25 protein-coding genes and 1 other RNA gene are annotated in these 24,026 nt (G+C 38.9%); 8 read left to right on the plus strand and 18 right to left on the minus strand.

The features are described from left to right. The first annotated feature begins 18 nt into the window (after positions 1–18). The 3 genes from dnaQ (at position 19) to nudC (ending at position 4,170) form a co-directional block, all read left to right on the plus strand. On the plus strand, positions 19–1,554 hold the full coding sequence (gene dnaQ / locus G8E00_RS10915) for a DNA polymerase III subunit epsilon (RefSeq protein WP_166224539.1): 1,536 nt from the start codon (positions 19–21) through the stop codon (positions 1,552–1,554). Between the two features lie 217 nt (positions 1,555–1,771). Continuing rightward, positions 1,772–3,415, plus strand: coding sequence for a chemotaxis protein (locus tag G8E00_RS10920; protein WP_166224542.1), 1,644 nt, complete (start codon positions 1,772–1,774; stop codon positions 3,413–3,415). Further along, positions 3,415–4,170, plus strand: a complete 756-nt coding sequence (gene nudC, locus G8E00_RS10925; protein ID WP_166010684.1) for an NAD(+) diphosphatase — start codon at positions 3,415–3,417, stop codon at positions 4,168–4,170. Before G8E00_RS10920 ends, nudC begins: the two co-directional genes overlap by 1 nt. A 41-nt stretch (positions 4,171–4,211) precedes the next feature. On the opposite strand, the gene G8E00_RS10930 is transcribed toward nudC, so the two are convergent. The 4 genes from G8E00_RS10930 to G8E00_RS10945 all read right to left on the minus strand — a co-directional run bounded on the left by G8E00_RS10930 (position 4,212) and on the right by G8E00_RS10945 (position 7,304). After that, positions 4,212–5,132, minus strand: a complete 921-nt coding sequence (locus G8E00_RS10930; RefSeq protein ID WP_166224545.1) for an alpha/beta hydrolase — start codon at positions 5,130–5,132, stop codon at positions 4,212–4,214. A 1-nt stretch (position 5,133) separates the two neighbouring features. Beyond that, entirely contained in the window at positions 5,134–5,817 is a 684-nt protein-coding gene (locus G8E00_RS10935; RefSeq protein ID WP_166224548.1) for a BON domain-containing protein, read from the minus strand. Positions 5,818–5,878: 61 nt separating this feature from the next. After that, positions 5,879–6,304, minus strand: a complete 426-nt coding sequence (locus G8E00_RS10940) for a YraN family protein (protein WP_166224551.1) — start codon at positions 6,302–6,304, stop codon at positions 5,879–5,881. Between the two features lie 58 nt (positions 6,305–6,362). Continuing rightward, positions 6,363–7,304 carry a penicillin-binding protein activator gene (locus G8E00_RS10945; RefSeq protein WP_166224553.1) on the minus strand — a complete coding sequence of 314 codons (942 nt, stop codon included), beginning with the start codon at positions 7,302–7,304 and terminating at the stop codon, positions 6,363–6,365. 11 nt (positions 7,305–7,315) lie between these two features. Between G8E00_RS10945 and rsmI the strand changes: the two genes are divergently transcribed. Then, complete coding sequence (rsmI, locus tag G8E00_RS10950; RefSeq protein ID WP_166010693.1) at positions 7,316–8,155, plus strand: 16S rRNA (cytidine(1402)-2'-O)-methyltransferase; 840 nt, start codon at positions 7,316–7,318, stop codon at positions 8,153–8,155. A 176-nt stretch (positions 8,156–8,331) separates the two neighbouring features. Here rsmI and G8E00_RS10955 read toward each other — a convergent pair whose 3' ends face one another. From G8E00_RS10955 to G8E00_RS10965, 3 genes are all read right to left on the minus strand, one after another. Continuing rightward, positions 8,332–8,580 carry a hypothetical protein gene (locus G8E00_RS10955; protein WP_166010695.1) on the minus strand — a complete coding sequence of 83 codons (249 nt, stop codon included), beginning with the start codon at positions 8,578–8,580 and terminating at the stop codon, positions 8,332–8,334. Between the two features lie 179 nt (positions 8,581–8,759). Continuing rightward, positions 8,760–10,025 (minus strand): FAD-dependent monooxygenase, encoded by a 1,266-nt coding sequence (locus G8E00_RS10960; RefSeq protein WP_166224556.1) that lies wholly within the window; start codon positions 10,023–10,025, stop codon positions 8,760–8,762. Continuing rightward, complete coding sequence (locus G8E00_RS10965; protein WP_166224561.1) at positions 10,022–11,233, minus strand: FAD-dependent monooxygenase; 1,212 nt, start codon at positions 11,231–11,233, stop codon at positions 10,022–10,024. Before G8E00_RS10965 ends, G8E00_RS10960 begins: the two co-directional genes overlap by 4 nt. A 549-nt stretch (positions 11,234–11,782) precedes the next feature. Here G8E00_RS10965 and G8E00_RS10970 point away from each other — a divergent pair. After that, positions 11,783–11,956 carry a hypothetical protein gene (locus G8E00_RS10970; protein WP_166010701.1) on the plus strand — a complete coding sequence of 58 codons (174 nt, stop codon included), beginning with the start codon at positions 11,783–11,785 and terminating at the stop codon, positions 11,954–11,956. 369 nt (positions 11,957–12,325) lie between these two features. On the opposite strand, the gene G8E00_RS10975 is transcribed toward G8E00_RS10970, so the two are convergent. The 3 genes from G8E00_RS10975 to G8E00_RS10985 all read right to left on the minus strand — a co-directional run bounded on the left by G8E00_RS10975 (position 12,326) and on the right by G8E00_RS10985 (position 15,420). Then, positions 12,326–12,814 carry a hypothetical protein gene (locus G8E00_RS10975; protein WP_166224564.1) on the minus strand — a complete coding sequence of 163 codons (489 nt, stop codon included), beginning with the start codon at positions 12,812–12,814 and terminating at the stop codon, positions 12,326–12,328. A gap of 507 nt (positions 12,815–13,321) precedes the next feature. Beyond that, positions 13,322–14,638, minus strand: coding sequence for a Xaa-Pro aminopeptidase (gene pepP / locus G8E00_RS10980; protein ID WP_166224567.1), 1,317 nt, complete (start codon positions 14,636–14,638; stop codon positions 13,322–13,324). Positions 14,639–14,799: 161 nt separating this feature from the next. Continuing rightward, entirely contained in the window at positions 14,800–15,420 is a 621-nt protein-coding gene (locus G8E00_RS10985) for a UPF0149 family protein (RefSeq protein ID WP_166224570.1), read from the minus strand. Positions 15,421–15,485: 65 nt separating this feature from the next. On the opposite strand from G8E00_RS10985, the gene G8E00_RS10990 reads away from it, so the two are divergent. The 3 genes from G8E00_RS10990 to ssrS all read left to right on the plus strand — a co-directional run bounded on the left by G8E00_RS10990 (position 15,486) and on the right by ssrS (position 16,608). Further along, on the plus strand, positions 15,486–16,037 hold the full coding sequence (locus tag G8E00_RS10990) for a hypothetical protein (protein WP_166224573.1): 552 nt from the start codon (positions 15,486–15,488) through the stop codon (positions 16,035–16,037). Positions 16,038–16,039: 2 nt separating this feature from the next. After that, entirely contained in the window at positions 16,040–16,324 is a 285-nt protein-coding gene (locus G8E00_RS10995) for a cell division protein ZapA (protein WP_166224576.1), read from the plus strand. A 100-nt stretch (positions 16,325–16,424) separates the two neighbouring features. Continuing rightward, positions 16,425–16,608: non-coding RNA, 6S RNA (ssrS, locus tag G8E00_RS11000), on the plus strand. 353 nt (positions 16,609–16,961) lie between these two features. Here ssrS and G8E00_RS11005 read toward each other — a convergent pair. The 8 genes from G8E00_RS11005 to pqqC all read right to left on the minus strand — a co-directional run bounded on the left by G8E00_RS11005 (position 16,962) and on the right by pqqC (position 24,026). Then, entirely contained in the window at positions 16,962–17,771 is an 810-nt protein-coding gene (locus G8E00_RS11005; RefSeq protein WP_166224579.1) for a sulfite exporter TauE/SafE family protein, read from the minus strand. 39 nt (positions 17,772–17,810) lie between these two features. After that, positions 17,811–18,305, minus strand: coding sequence for a flavin reductase (locus G8E00_RS11010; RefSeq protein WP_166224582.1), 495 nt, complete (start codon positions 18,303–18,305; stop codon positions 17,811–17,813). 98 nt (positions 18,306–18,403) lie between these two features. Next, complete coding sequence (locus G8E00_RS11015; RefSeq protein WP_166224585.1) at positions 18,404–19,447, minus strand: methionine synthase; 1,044 nt, start codon at positions 19,445–19,447, stop codon at positions 18,404–18,406. A gap of 49 nt (positions 19,448–19,496) precedes the next feature. After that, positions 19,497–20,495 carry a putative oxygenase MesX gene (locus tag G8E00_RS11020; protein ID WP_166224587.1) on the minus strand — a complete coding sequence of 333 codons (999 nt, stop codon included), beginning with the start codon at positions 20,493–20,495 and terminating at the stop codon, positions 19,497–19,499. 289 nt (positions 20,496–20,784) lie between these two features. Then, a complete protein-coding gene (locus G8E00_RS11025; RefSeq protein ID WP_166224590.1) occupies positions 20,785–21,822 on the minus strand; it encodes a dipeptidase in 1,038 nt (345 codons plus the stop codon). A gap of 16 nt (positions 21,823–21,838) precedes the next feature. Next, the gene (gene pqqE, locus G8E00_RS11030) at positions 21,839–22,990 is read right to left on the minus strand and encodes a pyrroloquinoline quinone biosynthesis protein PqqE (RefSeq protein WP_166224593.1); all 1,152 of its coding nucleotides are present in this window, start codon (positions 22,988–22,990) and stop codon (positions 21,839–21,841) included. After that, positions 22,987–23,271: a pyrroloquinoline quinone biosynthesis peptide chaperone PqqD gene (gene pqqD / locus G8E00_RS11035; RefSeq protein WP_166224596.1), complete on the minus strand. Its 285-nt coding sequence runs from the start codon at positions 23,269–23,271 to the stop codon at positions 22,987–22,989. Before pqqD ends, pqqE begins: the two co-directional genes overlap by 4 nt. Continuing rightward, positions 23,268–24,026, minus strand: coding sequence for a pyrroloquinoline-quinone synthase PqqC (gene pqqC / locus G8E00_RS11040; protein ID WP_166224599.1), 759 nt, complete (start codon positions 24,024–24,026; stop codon positions 23,268–23,270). Before pqqC ends, pqqD begins: the two co-directional genes overlap by 4 nt.

A 24,026-nucleotide genomic window follows, 5' to 3' on the forward strand; every position in this document is an offset into this window, starting at 1 on the left:
ATCTTATTGGTCCAAATTATGTCTCAAACTATCACCCTTTATGTCGATGGTGCATGTCGTGGTAATCCTGGCTTAGGTGGCTGGGGTGCATATATTATTACTGAACATGAAGAGCATAAACTGTTTGGCGGCGAACCCGATACGACCAATAACCGCATGGAATTAAGTGCTGCAATTGAAGGGATTCGTTTTTGTCCTCAAGATGCCCAATTGATCATTTGGACAGACTCCAACTACGTTAAACGTGGCATTACCGAGTGGATTGAAGGTTGGAAAAAGAAAAATTGGAAAGATGTTAAAAACCCAGATCTTTGGAAAGAACTCGATGCAGTCTGCCAAGGTCGTCAAATCGAGTGGAACTGGATTAAAGGTCATGCTGGGCATGCAGGCAATGAAATGGCAGATCACTTAGCCAATTTGGGTGCTGATCAAACTTTAGAACAACTTAAAAATGGCACATTCCAACCTAGAGATATTTCAAGTAATATTCAAGCTGAACAGATTTCAAACACACCGCTGATAGATGCTATGGATAAAAAAAAAGTAGATAAAGATTGGCTTTTAGATGATCCTTTTGGTTTTGATCTACTCGAACCAGAAGAAATGACACAAGAATTAGCGCATGAAAGCACAGAACCTTTAAACCCAGACGCTAACACTGAACAAGCTTCAGAACAAATTGAACAGCCAAGTGTGCCTGCACTGGTTGCATTACCTGTAGAAAATTCGACGCTTGAATCACTTGAACAAGCAAAAGATCTTTCACATGAAAATAATGACTTAAAGCCTAATATATCTGCGCAAGCGACAAAAAGTCATCCACAGATTGTCATCACTGAACCGACTTTACATTTGCAAGGACCACGTCAGCTTATTCTCGATACAGAAACCACAGGTTTTTATTATCAAGATGGCGATCGAATTATTGAAGTGGGCGCGATTGAAATGATCAATCGCAAGCTGACGGGTAGTTCGATTCACATTTATATCAATCCGAAAAAACCTGTCGGTGATTCTGAAAATGTCCATGGTATTTCAGATGAGTTCTTAAAAGATAAACCACTGTACGCTGAAATTGCAGATGTTCTTTTTGATTACTTGAAAGGCGCTGAAATTATTGCCCATAACGCAACCTTCGATATGAACTTCCTTGATATGGAGTTTAAACGTGCAGGTTTTCCTGCATTATCTGAAGTCTGTACTGTGACTGATACCTTGGTCATGGCAAAAAACAAGCATCCAGGTCAAAAGAACTCTTTGGATGCTTTGGTTCGTCGTTATGAAGTACCACAACGTGACCGTACTTTCCACGGGGCACTCCTTGATGCGGAGATTTTATCTGACGTATATTTAGCCATGACAGGTGGTCAAGTATCGTTTGATATGGATGCCTTATCGGCAAATGCTGACCATAATGGTAAAATTGGCGAAAGAAAAAAAATTGAAATTGATTTACCTGTGATCTTGGCTTCAGACACTGAACTAGAACAACATGAGAACTGGATCAAGCAATATCAAGAAAAACATGGAGAACCTTGTCTTTTTGCAAAATAAATCACTGTTTTGATTTGATATTTTTTGTAAAGAAATCATTGTTCAGTTATATTAGATGATGTAGATCATTCATTTATCTCAGGTGACTGAAGGCGTGTATACAGCATGCTTCAGGCATCTGATAAATGGGTTTTAATAGCCTTTAACATTTAGAAAAATTAGTCTCAATTTAAAGGCTAAATCAGAACATTTATATACCTAGGAAAGGTGCAGATCGATGTCTTACCAAACCTCAATACATTTTGACCCAACATCACTATTGATAATTAAAAAAGAAATCGATAATTCAATACAATTAGTAGAATCTGCAGTCAACAGTTTAATCGAAGATCATAGCCTACCTTTTGGTATAGATGATGCGCTCATTCAGTTGCAACAATGTGCCAAGGTCTTGATCCTGATTGATATGCCTCACTTAGCAAAACTTGCTGAATACGCGTCAGAATTGATGAATAACATCATGCAAAAACCCGATGATGTGAATATGCAGGAAGTGGTTGCTTTGAGTGAAGGCACCACCATGTTGAAACGCTATATCGAATTTAGTTGCCTACGTGAAGTGAATGCAACTCAGTTTTTACTCGACACCATTAATATTCTTGAAGTGGCCTTAGGCAAACCTTTAACACAGGAAGGCGCAGATCTGGTTTCAGGACTTGAACACGCTCAACCCAATGTTGAGTCTGTCACTGCCCTATCTACAGAAAAATCTGTCTATGCACATAAGCTCTATAAAATCTGTTTAGATAAGCTCCTTTCACATAGTGAAACTGAGTTGGATTTGGAAGCGTTAAAAGCTGTAGCTCATTATTTAGCACAGCTTTCAGTCAACACGCCAAGCCAGCAATACTGGCACTTGGTCAATACAGCATTGAAGCAAATTCAATCGATTACCCTATCTGACTCACGCCTAAGAACGCTGATTGGCATCGAAACTAACCTTGCTGAATTCATTACTCATCCTGAAACTTTTGAAGTTTCAACTTTAGATCTTGCCAATGTTCTGAGCATTTGCATCGGTCAGGAAGATGAGTTAGCAATTCAATTGCGCGAGCAATTTAAGGTCAGCAATACGGTGCTTTCTGACACTCAATTACAGGTTTTAAGTCGCCATCTTTATGGTCCTGATTTAGAAACCATTCATGTGGTGAGTAATTTAGTCACTGAACAAATGGCAGAGATTCGAAATGAAATCGAATACAACTACCAAAGCATGTCAGAAGAAAAAACCAATGAGTTGAAAACCAAGCTTCTTGATTTAGCGAATGTCTTCAAATTACTCAATTTGAATGAAGCTTATTTGAGTTTAAAAGCACAAGTCGAACAGCTTAATCAAAGCAACATGACAACAAACAATCAATTTGCTCAAGAGCTTATGGACAGCATTCTAGCGGCTATGAATTCGATTGGAATTTTGGAACGCAACTATACGTCTAGCCGTTTGCAAATGCGTGTAAACAATCTACAAATTTCGCTTGATCGTTTAGACGAAGCCTATGAAGTTCTGCTCACTGAAACCAAAGCATTGGTTGATTTAAGTAGTCAAACGCTGGTGCAGTATATCAAAGAGCCAGACACTACTGATTTGGAAGCAATCCCATCCATTCTAAAAGAAATTAGTGGTGCGATGCTGTTCCTTAGTGTCAAAGATGGTCACGTTGCATTATTGAACTGTCATCATTTCTTAGAAGTCGAGCTACAAAAAGAGAAACCTTTTAGTAACCAACAGATTGAGCGTATTTTAGACGTTTTAGCCAGTGTAGACATGCTTATTGACAATATTCAAAACAAACAGCCTATCTTACAAGAGATGTTTCAGATAGCATTGAAGAGTAGTCAAAACTTAAAAGCTATCGCCTAATGTCTGAACTCTCGCTCGCTTATATTTTTCAACATCAACAACTTTTGGTTGATGACCAATTTCAACTACCGAAAGTCGAAAAATTAGCGGGCGATTTAAGTTTCCAATCGGGTGATCAAGTGATTGCCCGGGATCTTTATATAGAAGAATCAATTCCTGAAGGGTATCAGCTTGTTCCGATTCGTCAGCTCATTAGCCAATGGACCAAATCTCAATTTGAACAAGCAAGTCGTGCTCTACAGCTTTTAGAATGGCGCAGAAATCATAAATTTTGTAGTCATTGTGGGACTGAAACTCAGGTACATCCAACAGAATATGCCATGGTGTGCCCTGCATGTCGCTATCACCAATACCCTCGTCTCCAGCCCTGTATTATTACTGTTATCACCCGTGGTGAGGATGAGATTTTATTGGCAAAAAATGCAAAAAATAAAGGCGATATGTACGGTTTAATTGCTGGCTTCGTTGAAGTCGGAGAAACCTTAGAACAAGCTGTACAAAGAGAAACACTTGAAGAAGTGGGTATTCACATCGACAACATTCAATATTTGTCGAGCCAGCCTTGGCCCTTTCCGAGTAATTTGATGATTGCATTTAAGGCTGAATATGTGTCAGGTGATATCGTGTTGCAAGAAGATGAAATTAGCGATGCGCAATTTTTCAAATTTGATCAGCTTCCGCAAATTCCTTTTGCAGGAAGTATTGCACACGCCATGATTCAACATGTGATTCATGCCAGCAAAATGCCAACATAACATCACATCTCACCAAAACCTGAAAGATCAATAAATCAGTCTTATGAATTAAAAGACTGATTTAATGCATCTAAAATCACACTACGGGTTTTGAAAAAGCGACTAAATAAACTCGATACACTGCCCATAATGGTAATGTGCCCTGTCTTAGGAATAATCATGAGTTCACAATGATTTCCTGCAGACAATAACGCTGACTTCAAATCGATACTATTGTTCTTGCCGACAATTTTGTCGTTTTCAGCCAACAACAAATAATGACGAATATGATTGTGTTCAACAAAATAATACGGCATCACTTGGTTATATGGTGTATCAAGTTCAAAAGCGTGCTCAGCTAAAACATCACCTTTATAATCAAAATGATATGGTCCAGCAATGCCAACCATAGCCTTGATATTGTCTTTTATTTTTAAATCATACAGCTTTGGATGGTACAACAGTGACGCAATATTAAATGCACCCGCTGAATGCCCCATCAATGCGATCTGATCTGTAGAAATCTGTAACTCTTGCTGATGATCATGCAAAAAATGTAAGGCCAAAACCAAATCATCAACATAGTGTGGAAATTTATGTTCAGGTGCCAAGTGATAATTTACAATCGCAACATCATAACCATAACGTGTAAATGCCTCACCCACGAAACCATATTCTGATTTATCGCCTCGACTCCAAGCGCCACCATGAACAAATAAAATCAGGGGCTTATTCGCACTTTGATCAGAGATGTATAAATCCAAACGTTGCCGAGATTTTAAGCCATAAGCAATATTACTTTTGACCCGATAACCTTTTTTAGGCGTCAAGCTTTTGATTGCGATTTGCCCCAAGTTATAGGGTCTAAAATTATCTAATTGATGTTTTAAACCCTGAAACTTTGTACCAAATGTGCTTTGAATTTTTGACACATGTCCTTTTAAATTTGTCGTATAGACAAACTTATTTTTAAGTTTCGACATGTTAATCAGCCGAATAAGGTTCTATTGCAACTGGCGTTTCCACTTGATTATTGACCAATGGTGTCACATAAGCACTTGGGACAGTCGTTGTGCCTTGTGGCTGTGTGCTTCCACTCTCAATGTTGTCAACCAACATCACGATTTTAGTGATATTACCGACTTTGGAAAGTACGGATTCTAAATCCTTTTCTTCGGCATTATTTAAACGCCCCATTACATACAATACACCATCTTCTGTATGTACATGAACTTTACTGTCTGACACAATTGGTGCACGCATAATAAGACTACGTGTATTGGTTGTTACTGCAGTGTCTTGCATGATCGTGTTATAGCCAATTTGACTACCCACAGTGATGTAGTTATGAATAGTCTTCACATCACTCATTGCATTTACATTATCTTCAGCAAGCTGCTTTAAGTGTTCATCTGGCACTTGTCCAGTCAATAACACATTGCTATGAAAGCTATTGATGTTGACGCGTGACTTTTTAAAGCGTGCATCCAATTTATATAGATTGATTTTGGCTGTTCTTTCGATAGAAGAATCAATAAAAACTTGACCTAATGAGCGTGAGCCACTGGAAACACCTATTGGTTCAGTGCCCGTACCCTTAGAAATAAAACTAGCACACCCTGACAGACTCGCGACACACATCATCGTGATTACAATACGGCTCAACACTGAGTAAGTCTCCTCATGAAACCCATGTTCATAACATTATAAATTACTTAAATATTTTCTTTTACAGATTAATCAAGTCCGCATTTAATGTAAATGCATTTTCGATCCACTGTTGATCATACGCTAAGTTTGAAATATCTTGATGTAAGTTTTTTGCAATTTCTTTATAAAAATCAAAACAAATAACATCAAAACGATAATAGTGATGGTGAAATTGTGGATGCTGTTCGATAAATTTTAATGCAGTCTTATATATTTTGATTTGTTTAGATGCGGTGACCACCTCATATGCATGCCCCCATTGCGTTGCTGAACGGGCTTTAACCTCAACAAAGATCAGCTCTTGCTTTTCTTCGTGAACGGCAATGACATCAATCTCACCAAAACGTGAATGATAATTTTGCTGGATCATCGTATATCCAGCATCTTTAATCAGTTTCACTGCTTCAGCTTCTGCCCATTGACCCAGCTGTTTCGATCTAGCCATAGTATTTAACTTCAATCTATTATTATTATTTTGTGATTCAATTACTTTCAAGGCCTCTTTATAAAGCACTTAATCCTTTGCGTTTTTGCTCATAGCATTGTGGTACACGATAAATTTGATTGCCAATAATGGTAATCTGCCCTGTACGACCATTAAACTTGATGTCTTTAACTGCTGGATTTAACACAAACTGCTCTGCAATAAACCAAGCATCAGCACCAAAGGCATATAAGCGTTTATACGGCATTGTGGTTGGATTTTCCCGATGTACTTGAGCAACATCTTGCCATTTTTCCAGATAGAGTGCAGGAACATCACAGAACTTTAAACCTTTTGGCAACGGTTTTTGTTGTTCGACTGAAATGGCTTGTGCGTAAATATGTTTTGTCGGAAGTTTCTTAAATTGGTTTAACCACGTATTACTCCCCAAAAGTAATAACCCATCTTTCGATTTTAAATTTGGAACAGCATCTACCACTTGCACTTCTTCTGGAAACTTCTTAAATAGTGCATTCACAAATGTGAGTGACTCTGCTTCTGTACCTTTTTCACGAATAACATAAATACGGTTAACGCCATCTTTCTTCATCACATTCAGCAATGCTGATGTATCTTGATCCTTCGACAAACTGTATTGAAGTACATTAAAATTTTTCGATGCAACTTCATTCAATGCCAATACAGGAATTTTAGGGTTTGTTTGAATCAGACTCTCAACTTCCTGACGTGCAAGCGGCCCAATAATCAAATTGGTTGATTTTGTCACATTCTTTTTCAGCACATCACTGATATTTTTTTGATCAGTATTGACAAATTTTAACGGAATATTGGCCTTAGATGCCTCATGAGCCTTTACTATCCCGAGTTTTATACTCTCTGCGGCTCGCGCCATAGGGCCAGATTCAGGTAAAATAACCAAAACCTCTGCTTGTGCCTGGAAAACCACGCCCATTAAGGCACAGCAAAACATTCTTTTTTTATTATTCATTATATTCAACATGGAGAAACCTTATGAGTGCTCAGTTATTTGTTGTAGCGACCCCAATTGGGCACTTAGACGACATGACATTTCGTGCGATTCATATTCTAAAGTCTGTCGCAATTATTGCTGCTGAAGACACACGTCAATCAGCGCTTTTATTGAAGCACTATAATATATCAACTCCACTCACAGCGTGTCATGATCATAACGAAAGTAACAAAATTGATATAATTATCGAGCGCCTTAAACATGGTGATGATGTTGCACTTGTCAGTGATGCAGGAACGCCACTGATCAGTGATCCAGGATTTAAACTGGTTCGTGCAGCACAAGAGCATGGTATTCGTGTTGTTCCTGTACCTGGTGCATGTGCTGCCATTGCTGCACTCAGTGCAGTTGGATTGCCAAGTGATCATTTTAGTTTTGAAGGCTTCTTATCTTCTAAACAATCTCAGCGTTTACTTCAATTGGAAAAATTGAAAAACAATACGCATACAATGATTATTTATGAGGCGCCACATCGTATTTTAGATTCAGTCAAAGATATGGCTCAAGTGTTTGGTGCAGATCGTGCAGTTGGTTTTGCACGTGAAATTACCAAAACTTTTGAAACCATTAAAAAAATGACACTTGGCGAGTTGGTTGAATTTATTGAAAATGATCGTAACCAACAAAAAGGTGAGATTGTTTTAGTCATTGCAGGTGCAACTGAAGAAAAAGATATGGAATCAGAAGATTTGGATAAACTTTTGCTTCGTTTGCTTCAAGACTTATCGGTGAAGGCTGCATCACAATTAGCTGCAGATTTAACAGGTATCAAAAAGAAAGTGGCATACCAACGTGCCTTAGAGCTGACTGAAAAAGTCTAAGTCATTACAACATATCTTTTGCTGGCTTTAAGTTGAAGAAACTTAAAGTCATAGATATGAAGTGATGAGCACACTTTAAATCGATAAGTTTAAATCGATAATCTTAAATGCATAATCTTAAATGGATAACTTTAATCAAAAAAGCATCACTTCAAGTGATGCTTTTTTACGTTTATTTAATCGTGTGCACTTTCATCTGGTGGAACTTCTTTGATTTTCCCACCATTGGCAAGGAATGCTGCCACTTCATCTTCTAAAGCTTGGCGTTGACGTAATTTTGCAGTTACCGTTAAAGTTTCAGCTTCAGCTACATCTGCATCCGACACAGTAGCATCATTGACCGCAGCGCCTTTTTCGGCAGCTTTTGACTCATCTTCGTCAACAACGACATCTTCATTATCATCAAAATCGTTTGTATCTGTCATGTTTAAATTCCCCACCAACGACATTGCTTTTAACCAATCGAGATTTGGTTAGATTTAATGAGAAATGTAGCAAGCAATTTTGCATTCGACTAGAGTCTACAACTGCAAATCCGTATTTTTTTTAGCCAAATTCGTAAAAAAATATGACCACTTGTTTAAAAAAATAGCAACTTCCAAAACTAAGGTGCGAAGCGAGTATCCTTCAGTACAGACAATCCATTGGCCTGTTGCATAAATGCATCTTTTAGAACAGCGTGCTGATCAACTTGCTTTAGACCAAAATTACGTGCAAAAACAATCGGACTGAATTCTGTCGTTTCCAACCAACCGATCGCAGACATGCCATGCATCATCGCTTCGTTTTGAATTTTACGGGTATGTTCATAACGTTTTAAAGTTTGCTCATGTGCCCATACACCGCGTTTGAAATCATGCAATAACACATCACATAAAATGGCAGCATCGAGACAACCTATATTCACCCCTTGTCCTGCAAGTGGATGAATGACATGAGCTGCATCACCAACCAAAGCCAAGCCATCTGTGACATAACGTTGCGCTGCACGGGCTTTGAGTGGGAATTTAGCTCGTGGCGTCGCTTCCAATACTTCACCCAGCATATGATGACTTTCACGTGTTAACAATTGTGTGAAAGCCTGATCATCCAATGCGGCATATTCATCTGCATAATCATCTGGCAATGTCCAGACAATGGATTGCCAGTAACCTTGCTCTTCAGCCTTTAAACTCGCCATAGGCAAGTATGCAAGTGGTCCTGTTGGCAAAAAGATTTGACGAGCGACGTATTGATGCGGCTTTGCAGTTCTAATTGCACAAGTTAATCCTGCTTGCTTGTAATCAAGCACATCAAGATCGATATAAGCTTGCTCACGTACAAAAGAATTTGCGCCATCCGCACCAATCAACAACTTGGTTTTAAGCGTTGTGCCATCTGCAAGCTTGACGATCCAACATTTCACTCCACGTTCCACACGTACCACTTTCACTTGCGTTCGGTAGTCTTGGATCGTCGTTAACATTTGCTGTTGGATGGCTAAATTCAAAATACTCGGTTCAACCATTGAACCTAAACTTTGTTCCGCACTTGGATATTTTTCTGAAGAATGCCCAAAGTTAATTTCACCATAGCCATTTTTATTCCAGACTTGCATACCTGTATATGGCATTTGACGAGCAATTTTATCCCATACTTTTACAGTTTTAAGTAAATGCATAGTCGCTTGGCTGAGTGCTAAAACACGTGGGTTAGCAACCTCAAGTACACGGTTCTCGTCCAGAACGGGCGCAGCATCGAGTACTGTAGATTGAACACCACCTTGAGCAAGAAGTAATGCCGTTAAACCACCGACTAAGCCACCACCAATAATGACTACATCTAAAATTTTAGATGAATCCGATGCTGAATGAAGATCAGTTTGACTCATGCTTTTAACCCCATCGCATAATTCGCAACCAAAGGTTTAATCCCTGGAATCACATCAAACGCCACAAGCCCAGTATTACGAAGAAGTTTTAAAACAGGATTTTGATTACTAAAACCACGTACCACACTGTCACAGAACTTGATTACACGTTGCTGATCTTTTAAACGTGCTTGCTCATAGGCTTTGAGCATTTCAGGTTCTCCAATGTCTTCTGAGGTGGTTAAATGCTCCGTCATAAAGCGAACCAGTACATGTGCATCACGTAAACACAAGTTAAAACCTTGCCCTGCCACAGGATGAATCGTATGTGCTGCATTACCCATGAGGATCACACGACCCACCGCTTGTTTATGTGCAAGAACTTGCGAAAGTGGGAAGCTAAAACGCTTACCTGTTTTTAAAAATTTTCCAGCTCGGTCACCATAGGTGTGTTGTAGTGCATCTAGAAAATGCTGATCATTTTCCTCACCGAGCCATTCTCCTTCAGTGCCTTTTTTCACAGGCCAAACCACTGAACGACGGTATTCGCCCGGCAGTGGTAATAAGGCTAAAGGTCCTAGATGACTAAAACGTTCAAAACCCACATGCTGATGCGGTTTAGATGTTTGTACTGCGGTTACAATTGCCACTTGATCATAGTCATGAACATCAACACCCACACCCAATGCTTGACGACAGAATGAGTCACGACCATCGGCTGCAATCACCAATTTAGAACTGAATGGTTCAATGGCTTTTCCATCACGTTCAGCTTCAATGGTGCAAATTTCAGCATCTTGAGTCAGTGATGTGACTTTGAGACCGTCGATCAGTTCAATCAGCGCATTTTGACGAACTTGAGTAAGAAGTACTCTGCCTAACCATGCATTTTCTATCACTTGTCCGAAGCTTTCGACTTTTTCTTGTTCTGCCACTAAACGGGCTTTACCGAAGCTTCCTTGTTCAGTGATATGGACTTGTAAAATAGGTGTTGCATGTTCTTGAAGTAAAGACCACAAACCAAGCTCGTTATAAATTTGAACACTACGGCGTGATAATGCCGTATTTCGAGCATCGAAACTTGAATGATACGGTGCAAGATTCTCATCATCATAATTTGGGTATTTGATCGCCTCGAGCAGTTTCACTGCAATATTTTGTTTGGCTAACATTAGGGCAAGACTCAGTCCTACCATACCACCACCAACAATGATGACCTCTTGTTGCATGTTTCGATCCTTTTTTCCGCGTATCTTGTAAAGTTTAGATACTTCTCATCTATGATTTTATCTTACATCATCGCTTTTGATTTTTATATTGAATTAGGTAAAGGTTCATCATTGATTAAGCTTTTGAAGCTTCTTCAAATTATTCTTAGAATGATAATCACCGTATTGATTAAAAATGAATTTTGGAAGCAACGCCTTAAAACGAAGCAAAATTGAGTGTTCAGCAGATGATTTAAAAGCCCCTTATCCACTTAAGCAAAATATTCCTCATCCCAGCAATAAGAAACTTTCCATAATATTTTAGGTAGCAATGAATGATTATGTTTGATTGATGAAAAGATCGAATTTCATCATCATGACTAATTCTAGTCAATTCCAAAAAGATTCTTTTTATACTTATTAATCTCAAAATCACCATATATTTCAGAGAATTTTCTAATCAATAGCTGGTTAGGATACAGCTGGATACATCTTCACTGTATCTATTCACACTACAAGCGCCCATGCTGATTTTGTCATTAATTCTAATGACAAAATAAGGTAAACATTATGTCAAACTTTTCTAAATTTGCTGCCACTGAAAAAGCGCAGCAACAATCTGATGGCAATAAAAGTGCACCTACACAACCACAACAGACCAATCCTGATCAGCAAAAACAAGGAAATCAAGCGCCTCAAGCTGATAAGCCTCAAGAACACAAAGAAGTATCGACTCCTAAATAATCATTTCTTTGCATTTCGCCAATCATTACATTAATTAAAGGGCACTCTGCCCTTTAATTAATTTATAACAGTTAAAAAATAACAATTAAAATCATTACAGTCTTGATTAAAAATCGCAGTTTTATTCAAACTTTCTTTAAACTTTAAAGACGTCAAAAATCTTGTCTATTTTCAGAACTTACATACTGCTTATGTTTGATTTTTCTTACATCATCAATTTTGTTTTGTCTATTGAATGAGGAATATACCTAACACCCTTTAATAGCCAAAAATATTAATCAAAGCAATAAATTAAGCCATTTTATAAACAATATTCATGGTGCAATTGAATGCGATCATCTTGCTTGATGAGCATTGGGATGATCACAACTAGCTAGAGGTCCGCCAGTGTGGATCAATAAATCGGATTGGCATTCCTTTTTCTTGACATAAAAAACCTTGTATATCTGTCATTCCTATACGCTCGGCAGCTTTGAGAGCTCTGTCTATAGCATCTTTATGTTGAGGATTATTTCTTTTAAACGTTTCAATTTTCGAAAAACCTCCAGGTTTAGACAGTTGAAAAAACTCACCAATGTGTCTTTCCGATTGATAAATACACACATTTGTATAATCTTTCGTTGTCTTATCATCTTCCTGTACTGTAACTTTTGTTACATCGTAACATCTGGACTCATTAGCAATAGGAATCTGCTCTGTTTTTGCTCTATTAATCAGTGATTTCACGACCGAACCTTGAGTGCGAGAAATAATTTTAAAAACACTAAGTCCACTAAAATATATTTTTTTCGACAGAGATTCTCTAGATTCTGTACTGCTTGTAATAGTTTGCGTGCTACCATCAATAATTAATTTCATTTTTATCCTTCATTATTTTTAAATAAATTACAGTAGAAATATCACATGATTGATATTACCAGAGCATGGTTTTTTGATTTTTATTTACAACACAATTTCAACAAAGATATGGAATAAAGTCGTTCTTCGAATATAAAAAAAATCATCATCGAGTGTTATCTGAATGAACAATGAAAGCCATATCTCCTTTTGGCATCTGTATTCGCCGTAATTTCAAAGATAAAATTTAAGGGATAAGATATAACGCCATTACTGAAAATATAATCAAAATGATTGAGAAAAAGATCATCAAAAACCAACCCATAGGATGTCTTCGATAGAAATAGCCAATAGCTATAAAAGTCAGCAAAATAAGTAAAGTCATTGGCCAAAAAATGACAGCAACGATTAAAAGAGATTCAAAAAAATTTAGCTTTATCATCATTTTTGTTTTTAAAGTATTTTAGTTGTTATAACCAATTTTGATTCAATAAAAAAGCCCAATAGTAATTGGGCTTTCACCTTTATTTAAGATGCCATCAACGCTTCAATATCTTCAATGGTTTTGACCACATTTTTAGTCAACACCAGTGGACCTTCTTTGGTGGCAACAACATCGTCTTCAATACGGATACCAATACCACGCCATTTTGCATCGACCGTTTCATCATCGGGTGCAATATATAGACCAGGTTCAACAGTCACAACCATACCTTCTTCATAGGTACGCCATTCACCGTCTTGCTTATATGAACCGACGTCATGTACGTCCATACCTAACCAATGCCCTGTTCCATGCATATAAAACTGACGGAAAGATTCAGTTTGAATGATTTCTTCAATATCACCTTGCATGATGCCAAGATCAAGTAAACCTTGAACCAAAATACGTACAGCGATGTTATGAGGTTCTTTGTATGAATGACCAATACGCACTGCATCAATTGCTGCAATCTGTGAATCTAAAACAACTTGATAAAGCGCTTTTTGTTCAGGGCTAAATTTACCGTTAACAGGGAAAGTACGAGTAATGTCGGATGCATAGAATTCATATTCACATGCAGCATCAATTAAAACTAAATCGCCATCTTTCAGTGGTTTGTTATTTTCCACATAATGCAAAATACAGGCATTTTCACCGCCACCTACAATACTGTTATACGATGGCACACACCCATTTTTACCAAAAATATAGTTCAGCTCTGCTTCTAAAGCATATTCCATCATGCCCGGCTTCACAGTTTTCATGGCCTGCGTATGCGCTTCAGCGCTAATATTGGATGCAATTTGCATCAGCTGAATTTCTTCGGCATCTTTATGCAAACGCATTTCATCGACTATACGATCGAGCTGAATCAATTGTGCTGGAGCTGTATTACCTTTGCGTGATTCACCATTGGCTTGTACGATCCATTTCGCAACGCGAGCATCAAATTCAGCACGATGTCCAATGCGATAAAATAATTTTTCTTTATCCAGTAATTTTTCAATAATTTCTTCATCAAGCAAATCGATGGCATATGCTTCATCTGCATCATAGTCATCAACTGCGCCATCTACACCCGCTCGGTATCCATTCCAGATTTCCATTTCACGGTCACGTTCACGGCAAAATAAACTATACGTGTAATCTTCTACTGAATCTGAAGTTTCAATCACCGCCACCGCTTCAGGTTCAGCAAAGCCCGTTAAGTAGAAAAAGCTACTATCTGCACGGTATTTATAATCGGCATCACGGTTACGCAGCGCTACTGGGCTTGTTTCAATAATGGCAATACTGTTTGGCCCCATGTACTCGGCTAGGCGGTCACGGCGTTCTTGAAAATCAGCTTGAGTCAGTTTCATTTTTTATACGGCTTATATCGAATATGAAAGAGGGTAAATCTAGATATGTCTAATCAAAATAGGTCGATGCCAACCCGAAAGTCAACATCAACCTAGGATCTAGTCAACAAATTGACATCGATCAACCTATTTCTATGAATTAGGTTCGAGTTAACTTAGACCTAACTTGGGCGATGTGGTGTAAACATTTCTACCACATTGTTATCTGAACTTGTCGACAGCTTATTTTGCGCATGTTTCAGCAATGTACTTTCAGCAACAGGTACTTTTGTGCGACCTACCGCTAAACTCACTGGAATAAGACGAACAAATTCATACAACTCTTGATAGCTTTCTTCGCCTTCTTCATCATCGTCAGAATCATCAAACTCAACCGCTGCAACTTCTTGCAAATGTTCAATCAATTCCGCTTCATCTTCACGGATATGCCCTGATGCCAATCCAAAGCCGAGAACTACACCCGCACACCAATCTGCAAGCGCTTGTACGCGTTCAGACAATACATGCTCATCATCTGGAAGTAGTGGTAAATAATCCAGTTCGTCTTCAGACAACGCATGTGAAACATCAATTGTTTCATCTACTAAAAGATCAAGTGCTTCATCGTCCAAAGCTGGCACAGCCAGTGTTGATAAAATTTGTAACCATTCATCACGTGTCGGTGCATCAGTTACACAAACAATACCTGTTAACAAACCGTGTAACTCACTAGGGCTTGAAATCTCTTCAATACCACTAAAATTTTGGTTCCAGTCTGTCCAACCTGAAATATCGTCTTGCATTCGCTTTTCCAATCTCTATACTTCTGTATATATTACCTTTGATTGCGAATATACGCGACCACGATATGTTAGAACAATTACAGCGGCTTCAAACACACATTAGCACTCTCAAAACTCGTTTAAATGAAGTAGAGAGTAACAATCAATCTTTACTACAAGCTCAAGCCAGTAGTGAAGAGCAACATCATGCACAAATCGTTCATAAAAATAGCATCATCACGCAAAAGCAAGATGAAGTTGAAACATTGACTGAGCAATTAACGCAATTACAGTCTCAGTATAAAACCCTGAATACTGATGCAACTGCTTTAGCTGAACGTTATAGTCGTTTGGAAAAAAGTTGCACAGATCTGAAAAACCGTTTTCAGGAAATTTTATCTGAACGTAATGAATTACGTGTAGTGAAAGAAAAAATGCTGGCAGAACAACGTCATGCTAAGCAGGAAATCACTGACTTAAATGCTGAAAAAACACGTTTGATTCAAAAAAATGATCATGCCAAAGCCAAAGTTGAAGCGATTATTCAACGTTTAGCCATTTTAGGAACAGAGCAAGATCATCATGCGCAAGAAATTCAGCAACTTGCTCACCCAACCGATAGCAATGAGGAAGTTTAATCATGTCTGATGTTGTGACTGTAGAATTACGCCTAATTGAACAATCTTTTCGGTTATCGACCACTTCTGAAAAAAAACAGGACTTGGTACGTGCTGGGGATTTACTCAACGAAAAGTTTCAAGAATTTCGTCGTAAAGCACCTAATGTTGAGCATAACAAATTGGTGATTATGGTTGCACTTGAGCTCATGCAAGAAGTATTGACCATGAACAAATCCTTACAAGAATATGCGCACTGTGAACACTTATTAAGCACAATTCTCGAAGACATTGAAAAAGCAGTATAAAACTGCTTTTTCTTTGTACAATCACACGCAATGAGGCTTATTTTCATGAGAATATCTGCCTTTGTGATTTGCCAAACATCAGAGATTAGTTATACTTAATATAACTCTGGGATGTTCGCCAGCGGGTCTATTCCCCTGCCGATACTTAAACTTATGGATGCGTTCTGTATATTTAGAGTGTATGCCCATCTTCGTGTGGGAAACCCATGGAATATACGTCGTGTCCACCTTGAACTCATCGGGTTCAGGGTAACGACACATGCAGCGGCATCTTCGGAGTATTTTTAATTTTTTCTTGTATATAACGATTTAATTTTCTGTTCAAAAAAAAATAAGACATCTAAAAAATAAGACATCTAAAATTCTAATGATCCATCCTAATCTTATCGATCTGACTCTAAATCCATTTGGTTTTATACCTATTCTTTCATACATGTTTACCCATTTTCTATTTTAAAATTCGTAGGATCTCGACATCAATTCATGCTTCATTCGTGTTGTTTTAGCCTATAACACTACACATGCCTGAAATGTCTACAGACCTTAATAAAAAGCCCACATTATGTGAGCTTTTAAAGCACTGAAAATAAAATATAAAAATAAATCGTTGAAAACCAGAAACAGTAAGCTCAAAAAGTCATCGACTTTGATTCATTCCTTTCAATATAAAAAAGCATCCAACCAGCAACAACAAAGCAGAAAAACATTTTTTAAGCACTGCTGGTGATAATGCATGTGCTGCTTTAGCGCCTAATTTTGCGGTCATAAAACTCATGATGCTAATCCCTAAAAAAGCATAAATATGCACAAAACCAATTGTATTTGGGATATCCACTTGCGCTTTCATGCCAAAAAACATGAATCCTAAAGCCCCAGCAATGGCAATGGGTAAGCCACATGCAGCTGAAGTTCCAACTGCTTTTTGCATCACCACACCATAACGATTCAAATAAGGCACAGTTATACTGCCACCGCCTATTCCAAATATTGCAGAAGCCAATCCAATGCCTGCTCCCGCTAAGCGTTGTTGACGAGCTGAAGGAAGTTCTTTGTTTGAATCGATAATCTGCTTAGCACCTTTAAACATGGTATAAGCCACCCAAATCAAAAATACTCCGACAATGATTTGTAAATGAATCCCTGATAACCATCCTGCAATCCCTGCCCCGATAAAGCATCCGATCGCCATGGGTGGTGCAAAATTTTGAAATACTGGCCAAATCACTGCGCCATTTTTATGATGTGCCATGAAAGAGCTGATTGATGTCACAATAATGGTTGCCAGTGAAGTCCCTAATGCCAAATGCATAATCACATCTGGGTTAAAACCCATTTGCGTAAAAACAATAAATAATAGTGGCACAATGATCGTTCCACCACCCACACCAAACAGTCCTGCCGCAAATCCTGCAAGCGCACCGATGGCTAAAAAAATAATGAGTTCCACAATCGACAACTTAAAAATTTAGAAGAAATACATTCAGGTTTAAGCGATTTCCACTTCACCCACTTGATGATAAGCACGGTTAAAATACACCAAGCTTTCTTTTTGCTGACTCTGTTTGATGGCTACTACCCGACACAAGAAAATGCTATGCGTTCCCACAGTTTGAATCTGATCAATGTGACAATCAAAACTCACGATTGCATCGTCCAAGATAGGGGCACCTGTTTTGAGTACTGACCAATCAGCGAGTTTAAAACGATCTTCAGAATTCAATTTACTTGATGCAAATGCATTTGAGATGTGCTCATGCTGGGGACTGAGCACATTGACCGAAAGCACTTTATTTTCAATAAAATATGCATGTGAACGAGAAGATTCATTCATACACACCAACAATGTCGGAGGTGTATCGGTCACGCTGCATACCGCAGATGCGGTAAAGCCATGCCTTCCAGTTACACCTTGTGTTGTAATGACATTTACAGCAGTGGTTAGCAAGGACATTGCATTTCTATAGTCGGTTGCTTCAATCATCTTTTTGATCTCAAATGTTTTGATGACGTATCTCAATCCAATTCAGGGCGAATGATCTTTTGCTCATTCTCCCTAGTCTGTTTGAGCTACACTTTGTGTTAAGCACCAAGTTCATGACGAATAATTGAAGCGCCCGCACTCAATGCCTCAAGTTTGCCACGAGCAACGTCACGAGAAAGAGGTGTCATACCACAATTCGTTGATGGATAGAGCTTATCGGCATCGACAAATTGAAGCGCTTTACGCAATGTATTTGCGACTTCTTCTGGCGTTTCAATCTGATTCGTCGCTACATCAATTGCACCGACCATGACTTTTTTGCCACGAATCAATTCAATCAGATCCATCGGTACACGTGAGTTTTGGCATTCAAGCGACACAATATCAATCTTTGATTGTTGCAGTTTAGGGAAAGCCTTTTCGTATTGACGCCACTCATTGCCTAAAGTCTTTTTCCAATCTGTATTGGCTTGAATCCCGTAGCCATAGCAAATATGCACTGCAGTTTCACATTTTAGACCTTCCAATGCACGCTCTAATGTTGCTACGCCCCAATCATTCACTTCATCGAAGAACACATTAAATGCAGGTTCATCAAACTGGATAATGTCTACACCTGCTGCTTCAAGTTCACGTGCCTCTTGATTTAAAATTTTGGCAAATTCCCACGCCAATTTTTCACGACTCTTATAATGACCGTCATATAGCGTATCAATCATAGTCATTGGACCAGGCAACGCCCATTTGATTGGCTGATTGGTTTGGCTACGCAAAAATTTGGCATCTTCAACGAAGACAGGCTGTTTGCGCGATACCTCTCCCACAACTGATGGTACGCTTGCATCATAACGATTACGGATACGAACAGTTTCACGCTTTTTGAAATCTACACCTTCAAGATGTTCAATAAACGTCGTGACAAAGTGCTGACGGGTTTGCTCACCATCACTCACAATATCAATGCCTGCATAAACTTGCTCATGTAATGACAGTTTTAAAGCATCGCGTTTCGCTTCTAAAAGTGCTTCGCCCTCAAGTTTCCAAGCTGACCACAGTTTCTCAGGTTCAGCCAGCCATGTTGGTTTCGGTAAACTGCCTGCTGTTGAGGTTTGGAGTAACAGTTTTGATTGTGTAAGCGCCATGTCTAATCTTCTTTCTCTAAATTCTTCAATCTTTAATCAATTGGGTGCATTAAGCAGCTTGGTCTTGCTGTATTGTTTCGACTTTAAAATTTGCTGCCCATTCGTTCAGAATGTCGCTGTATGGCTTGATAAAGTTTTCTTCAGTCCACTTGCCTTGCTTTACTGCCAATTCACCACGTTCAACACGGTCATAGACAATCCGTGTCAAAGAATAATCGGCATAGTTCAAACTCGGTTGATACACCACACCCGCAGGCGAATTGGTATTGTAAATTTCAGGACGATAAATCTTTTGGAAACTTTCCATCGTGCTGATGGCACTGATCAATTCGAAATCGGTATAGTCACGGAGTAAATCGCCAGCAAAATAGAATGCGAGTGGTGCATTGCCATGTTCAGGTTTGAAATAACGAACGCTTAAACCCATTTTTGCAAAATATTCATCGGTACGCGAATATTCATCGTTGGTATATTCCACACCCAAGACAGGATGCACATTTGCAGTACGGTAATAGGTTTTAGATGTTGAAACGCTCAGGCAAATGACAGGCTGTTTGTTAAATTCTGCTTGGAAAACTTCTGAATGAATTAAATGCTGATAAAGCTTGCCGTGTAAGTCACCAAAATTCTCTGGTTTTTCATCTGTTTTACCCCCTAGTGCAGGTAATACCACACTGAAATCATAATCACGCACATATGATGAAAAGCTGTTACCAATCATGCCTCCAATACGTTGATTGGTTCTGTGATCGGTAATGGTGCTTTTCAGCATTTCGATAAATGGAAAAGTTTGACCGTTGCCTTCAACATCAAGTTCCGCAGAAATAATGTCAATTTCAAGTGAATAGCGATCGCCTTTTGGATTATCGACCGTAGCTAAACTATTAAAACGGTGATTAATCATCGCGAGTGTACGACGTAGATTTTCTTGGCGACTTTCACCACGTGCTAAATTGGCAAAATTGGTGGTCAAGCGAGTGTTGTCGGCTGGTTGATAGTTTTCGTCAAAACGAATGCGTTTAAGCGAACATGCAAACTTTGTAGTCATGGAGATTCAAACCCTAAATTTTTAAAATAAAAGCTAAATTTCTGTATGGCTTTATTTAAGCTTGAATCTAAAGATGAGTAAAACGATATAAATTCACAAAAAGATGAGTAAAATTCATGTTTGAAATATGCGATGGGGTTTTATTGTTCGTAGTATAGGATTTGAATCATTAAAATACGGTATGAATCTTGGTTATCTATCAAAGGAAAACATCAAGCTTTGGTCTGAAATAAATGCTTGGAAAGTGTCATGATACAAAGCATTTTGAATATAACAATATCGATTAATCTCAACTTTTGAGTATACGACTCAAAACATTGATCCAATTCTTTGATGAAATTTTTTCAATCAACTGATCTGAGAAATGTCGTTGTTGCATCCGCTCAATCAGTGCTGGCATTTGACTCACATCAGATAAATCATCAGGTAAAAGACTTCCATCAAAGTCTGAACCAAATCCAACATGGTCCTCCCCCAAATGTTCAATAAGATAATCTAAATGATCAATAATGATATCCAATGAAGTTTGGGTATTTCGCTGACCATCACGACGCAAAAATGCGACATCAAAGTTTACACCGACCATTCCCTGACTTTCTTGAATGCCTTGAAGTTGCTGATCTGTGAGATTTCGGGCTTGTGGACATAAGGCGTGCGCATTGGAATGCGTGGCGACAATGGGTTGATCAATTAATGCTAAAGTGTCCCAAAATGCACGTTCATTCATATGCGAGACATCAATGAGCATATTTTTTTCTGCACACTTACGAACCAATGCTTTGCCTTGCACAGTTAAACCTGCACCAGTATCAGGTGAATGAGGAAATGATGCATTTAAGCCATCGCCAAAAAGACTTTTTCGATTCCAAAGCGGGCCAATACTTCGCAGACCTTGTTCGTAAAAGACATCCAATACATCAGGATCACATTCTAAAACTTCCGCACCTTCAAGATGTAGCACTATGGCCAACTGCTGATTCTGTTGGCAGGTCTTGATCTGCTGGGCTGACGTACAAATTTGAATCTGACCTTCTGAGCGCACATGTAACTGCTGTGCAAATACCAACTGAGCACAACAAATGTCAATGATTTGCTGAGCGCTAAAATCACTTGATGATGGATCTAGCAATTTTTCAGGATAGTTTTTTTGTAGATAAGCATAAGGTGGAAGGAAGATTGAAAATAATCCTCCCGTCCAGCCGACTTGACGGCAACGCTTTAAATCTAAATGCCCAGGCAATGAACCATGAATAAAATCATGTACAGGATCTTCGGCTGAACTGAGCCACAAACGCGTCAATAGGTCATTGTGTCCATCAAAGATCATGGTTCATCCTTCCTGATTAATCGATTAGCGTGCGTGTCGGAATCAATTGTTTTTGGCTGAGTCGTTTAGAATTTTTTGGATTTCTAAACAGTAACTGTTCAAAAGGCACTGGGGATTCACTTTGTGCTCGGGCATCTAAAATCATCTGATGATGAGGTGATTTACCACAGACAGGATCAGCATTTTTAGCATCGCCTGTCAGCATAAAGGCTTGGCAACGACAGCCACCATAGTCTCGCTCTTTGTCTGAACAGCTTTGACACATCTCAGGCATCCAGTCATCACCACGAAACGCATTGAAGCTTGGAGAGTCATACCAAATTTCTGAAAGCTGTGTCTCACGTACATTTGGAAATTGGATCGGCAGCTGACGTGCTGCATGACAAGGAAGTGCCGTACCATCAGGTGCAACTGTTAAAAAGATTTTTCCCCAACCATCCATACAGGCTTTTGGACGTTCTTCGTAATAATCAGGCACCACAAATATCAGCTTACACTTGATATTGTGTTGCTGGATTTTCTGACGATATTCATTGGTAATGCGTTCAGCACGAATCAACTGTTCTTGGGTCGGCAATAAACCTTGTCTGTTTTCAAAAGCCCAACCGTAAAACTGACAAATTGCTAACTCGACGGTATCTGCCTCAAGTTCCAAACACAGCTCAATAATCTGTTCAATTTGGTCAATGTTGTGACGATGGATGACAAAATTCAGCACCATCGGATAACCGTATTGTTTGACTAAGCGAGACATTTCATACTTTTGATCAAAAGCATGTTTAGACCCTGCCAAAGCATTATTGACGGTCGGATCGCTGGCTTGGAAGCTGATTTGAATGTGTTGCAAACCTGCTTCTTTTAAACGTGCAATACGTTGTTCATTTAAGCCCATCCCTGAAGTAATCAGATTGGTATAAAAACCTTTCTGATGTGCATACGCTACCAATTCTTCAAGGTCTTGACGAACCAAAGGTTCCCCTCCAGAAAAACCCAGTTGTACTGCACCCATTTGACGAGCTTGATCAAAAACATTAAACCATTCTTGCGTGCTTAACTCTTGATTATGCTGAGCATAATCAAGAGGATTTGAGCAATACGGGCATTGTAAAGGGCAACGATAGGTCAATTCAGCCAATAACCATAACGGTAGCCCTACTGGTGCTTTCATGCTAAATCTATCCAATGTTCACGTTGAGCCACCAACATATATTCAATAATATCTTGCTCGATTTCAGGAATATCACCAAATATGGCTTTTACGTTTTGAATAATTTCGGCAATCGAGGTTTTGCCATCAATATGCTGACCAATCGCACTGGCACTTTGGTTCAGTTTGATCATGCCTTCTGGGTAGAGCAACACGTAAGCATCTTGTGCAGGTTCAAACTGAAAACGATAACCTTGACGCCATGTAGGAATGATCGATAAATCTAAATCTGGTAAACTCATTTAAATAATCCTTTATGCCATACATGCTCAGACGTTACGCTGTGATACGGCGCTTCGTTGTGTACATACGCCAAAGTTAATGCATCTAAAATCGTCCACAGAATATCTAGCTTGAACTGCAATATTTCCAGCATACGTTCTTGCTGTTCAACCGTTTTAAAGGAACCTAAAGTAATGGTTAAACCATGCTCGACATCACGACGTGCTTGACTAAGACGTGAACGGAAATAGGTGTAGCCTTGCTCTTGAATCCAAGGATAATGTTTTGGCCAAGACTCTAAGCGAGACTGGTGAATTTGTGGGGCAAATAATTCGGTCAAAGAACTACTTGCAGCTTCACGCCATGAAGTACGACGGGCAAAATTCACATACGCATCGACTGCAAAACGTACACCTGGTAAGACTAACTCTTCTGAGATCACTTGCTCACGGGTTAAACCCACCGCTTCGGCAAGGCTTAACCATGCTTCACGCCCCCCCCCATCAGGATAAACACCATCTTGGTCGATCATGCGTTGAATCCACTCTTGACGCACACGCTGATCTGGACAATTCGCCATAATCGCAGCATCTTTCAATGGAATATTGATCTGATAATAATAACGATTTGCCACCCAAGCTTGGATTTGCTTTTGCGTCGCTTTTCCTTCATGCATCATGATATGGAAAGGATGGTAAATATGGTAATACTGACCTTTTGCCAAAATCGCTTCTTTAAAGGCTTCTGGACTAAGTGCTACTTGTTCTTGTTGCAT

The sequence above is a fragment of the Acinetobacter shaoyimingii genome (genome assembly GCF_011578045.1).
Lineage (GTDB): Bacteria > Pseudomonadota > Gammaproteobacteria > Pseudomonadales > Moraxellaceae > Acinetobacter > Acinetobacter shaoyimingii.

Excerpts from the sequence above, each read along its gene's own strand:
- dnaQ (WP_166224539.1), top strand. The coding sequence starts at position 19 with ATGTCTCAAACTATCACCCTTTATGTCGATGGTGCATGTCGTGGTAAT.
- G8E00_RS10920 (WP_166224542.1), top strand. The coding sequence starts at position 1,772 with ATGTCTTACCAAACCTCAATACATTTTGACCCAACATCACTATTGATA.
- nudC (WP_166010684.1), top strand. The coding sequence starts at position 3,415 with ATGTCTGAACTCTCGCTCGCTTATATTTTTCAACATCAACAACTTTTG.
- G8E00_RS10930 (WP_166224545.1), bottom strand. The coding sequence starts at position 5,132 with ATGTCGAAACTTAAAAATAAGTTTGTCTATACGACAAATTTAAAAGGA.
- G8E00_RS10940 (WP_166224551.1), bottom strand. The coding sequence starts at position 6,304 with ATGGCTAGATCGAAACAGCTGGGTCAATGGGCAGAAGCTGAAGCAGTG.
- G8E00_RS10945 (WP_166224553.1), bottom strand. The coding sequence starts at position 7,304 with ATGTTGAATATAATGAATAATAAAAAAAGAATGTTTTGCTGTGCCTTA.
- rsmI (WP_166010693.1), top strand. The coding sequence starts at position 7,316 with ATGAGTGCTCAGTTATTTGTTGTAGCGACCCCAATTGGGCACTTAGAC.
- G8E00_RS10955 (WP_166010695.1), bottom strand. The coding sequence starts at position 8,580 with ATGACAGATACAAACGATTTTGATGATAATGAAGATGTCGTTGTTGAC.
- G8E00_RS10960 (WP_166224556.1), bottom strand. The coding sequence starts at position 10,025 with ATGAGTCAAACTGATCTTCATTCAGCATCGGATTCATCTAAAATTTTA.
- G8E00_RS10965 (WP_166224561.1), bottom strand. The coding sequence starts at position 11,233 with ATGCAACAAGAGGTCATCATTGTTGGTGGTGGTATGGTAGGACTGAGT.
- G8E00_RS10970 (WP_166010701.1), top strand. The coding sequence starts at position 11,783 with ATGTCAAACTTTTCTAAATTTGCTGCCACTGAAAAAGCGCAGCAACAA.
- G8E00_RS10975 (WP_166224564.1), bottom strand. The coding sequence starts at position 12,814 with ATGAAATTAATTATTGATGGTAGCACGCAAACTATTACAAGCAGTACA.
- pepP (WP_166224567.1), bottom strand. The coding sequence starts at position 14,638 with ATGAAACTGACTCAAGCTGATTTTCAAGAACGCCGTGACCGCCTAGCC.
- G8E00_RS10985 (WP_166224570.1), bottom strand. The coding sequence starts at position 15,420 with ATGCAAGACGATATTTCAGGTTGGACAGACTGGAACCAAAATTTTAGT.
- G8E00_RS10990 (WP_166224573.1), top strand. The coding sequence starts at position 15,486 with ATGTTAGAACAATTACAGCGGCTTCAAACACACATTAGCACTCTCAAA.
- G8E00_RS10995 (WP_166224576.1), top strand. The coding sequence starts at position 16,040 with ATGTCTGATGTTGTGACTGTAGAATTACGCCTAATTGAACAATCTTTT.
- G8E00_RS11010 (WP_166224582.1), bottom strand. The coding sequence starts at position 18,305 with ATGATTGAAGCAACCGACTATAGAAATGCAATGTCCTTGCTAACCACT.
- G8E00_RS11015 (WP_166224585.1), bottom strand. The coding sequence starts at position 19,447 with ATGGCGCTTACACAATCAAAACTGTTACTCCAAACCTCAACAGCAGGC.
- G8E00_RS11020 (WP_166224587.1), bottom strand. The coding sequence starts at position 20,495 with ATGACTACAAAGTTTGCATGTTCGCTTAAACGCATTCGTTTTGACGAA.
- G8E00_RS11025 (WP_166224590.1), bottom strand. The coding sequence starts at position 21,822 with ATGATCTTTGATGGACACAATGACCTATTGACGCGTTTGTGGCTCAGT.
- pqqE (WP_166224593.1), bottom strand. The coding sequence starts at position 22,990 with ATGAAAGCACCAGTAGGGCTACCGTTATGGTTATTGGCTGAATTGACC.
- pqqD (WP_166224596.1), bottom strand. The coding sequence starts at position 23,271 with ATGAGTTTACCAGATTTAGATTTATCGATCATTCCTACATGGCGTCAA.
- pqqC (WP_166224599.1), bottom strand. The coding sequence starts at position 24,026 with ATGCAACAAGAACAAGTAGCACTTAGTCCAGAAGCCTTTAAAGAAGCG.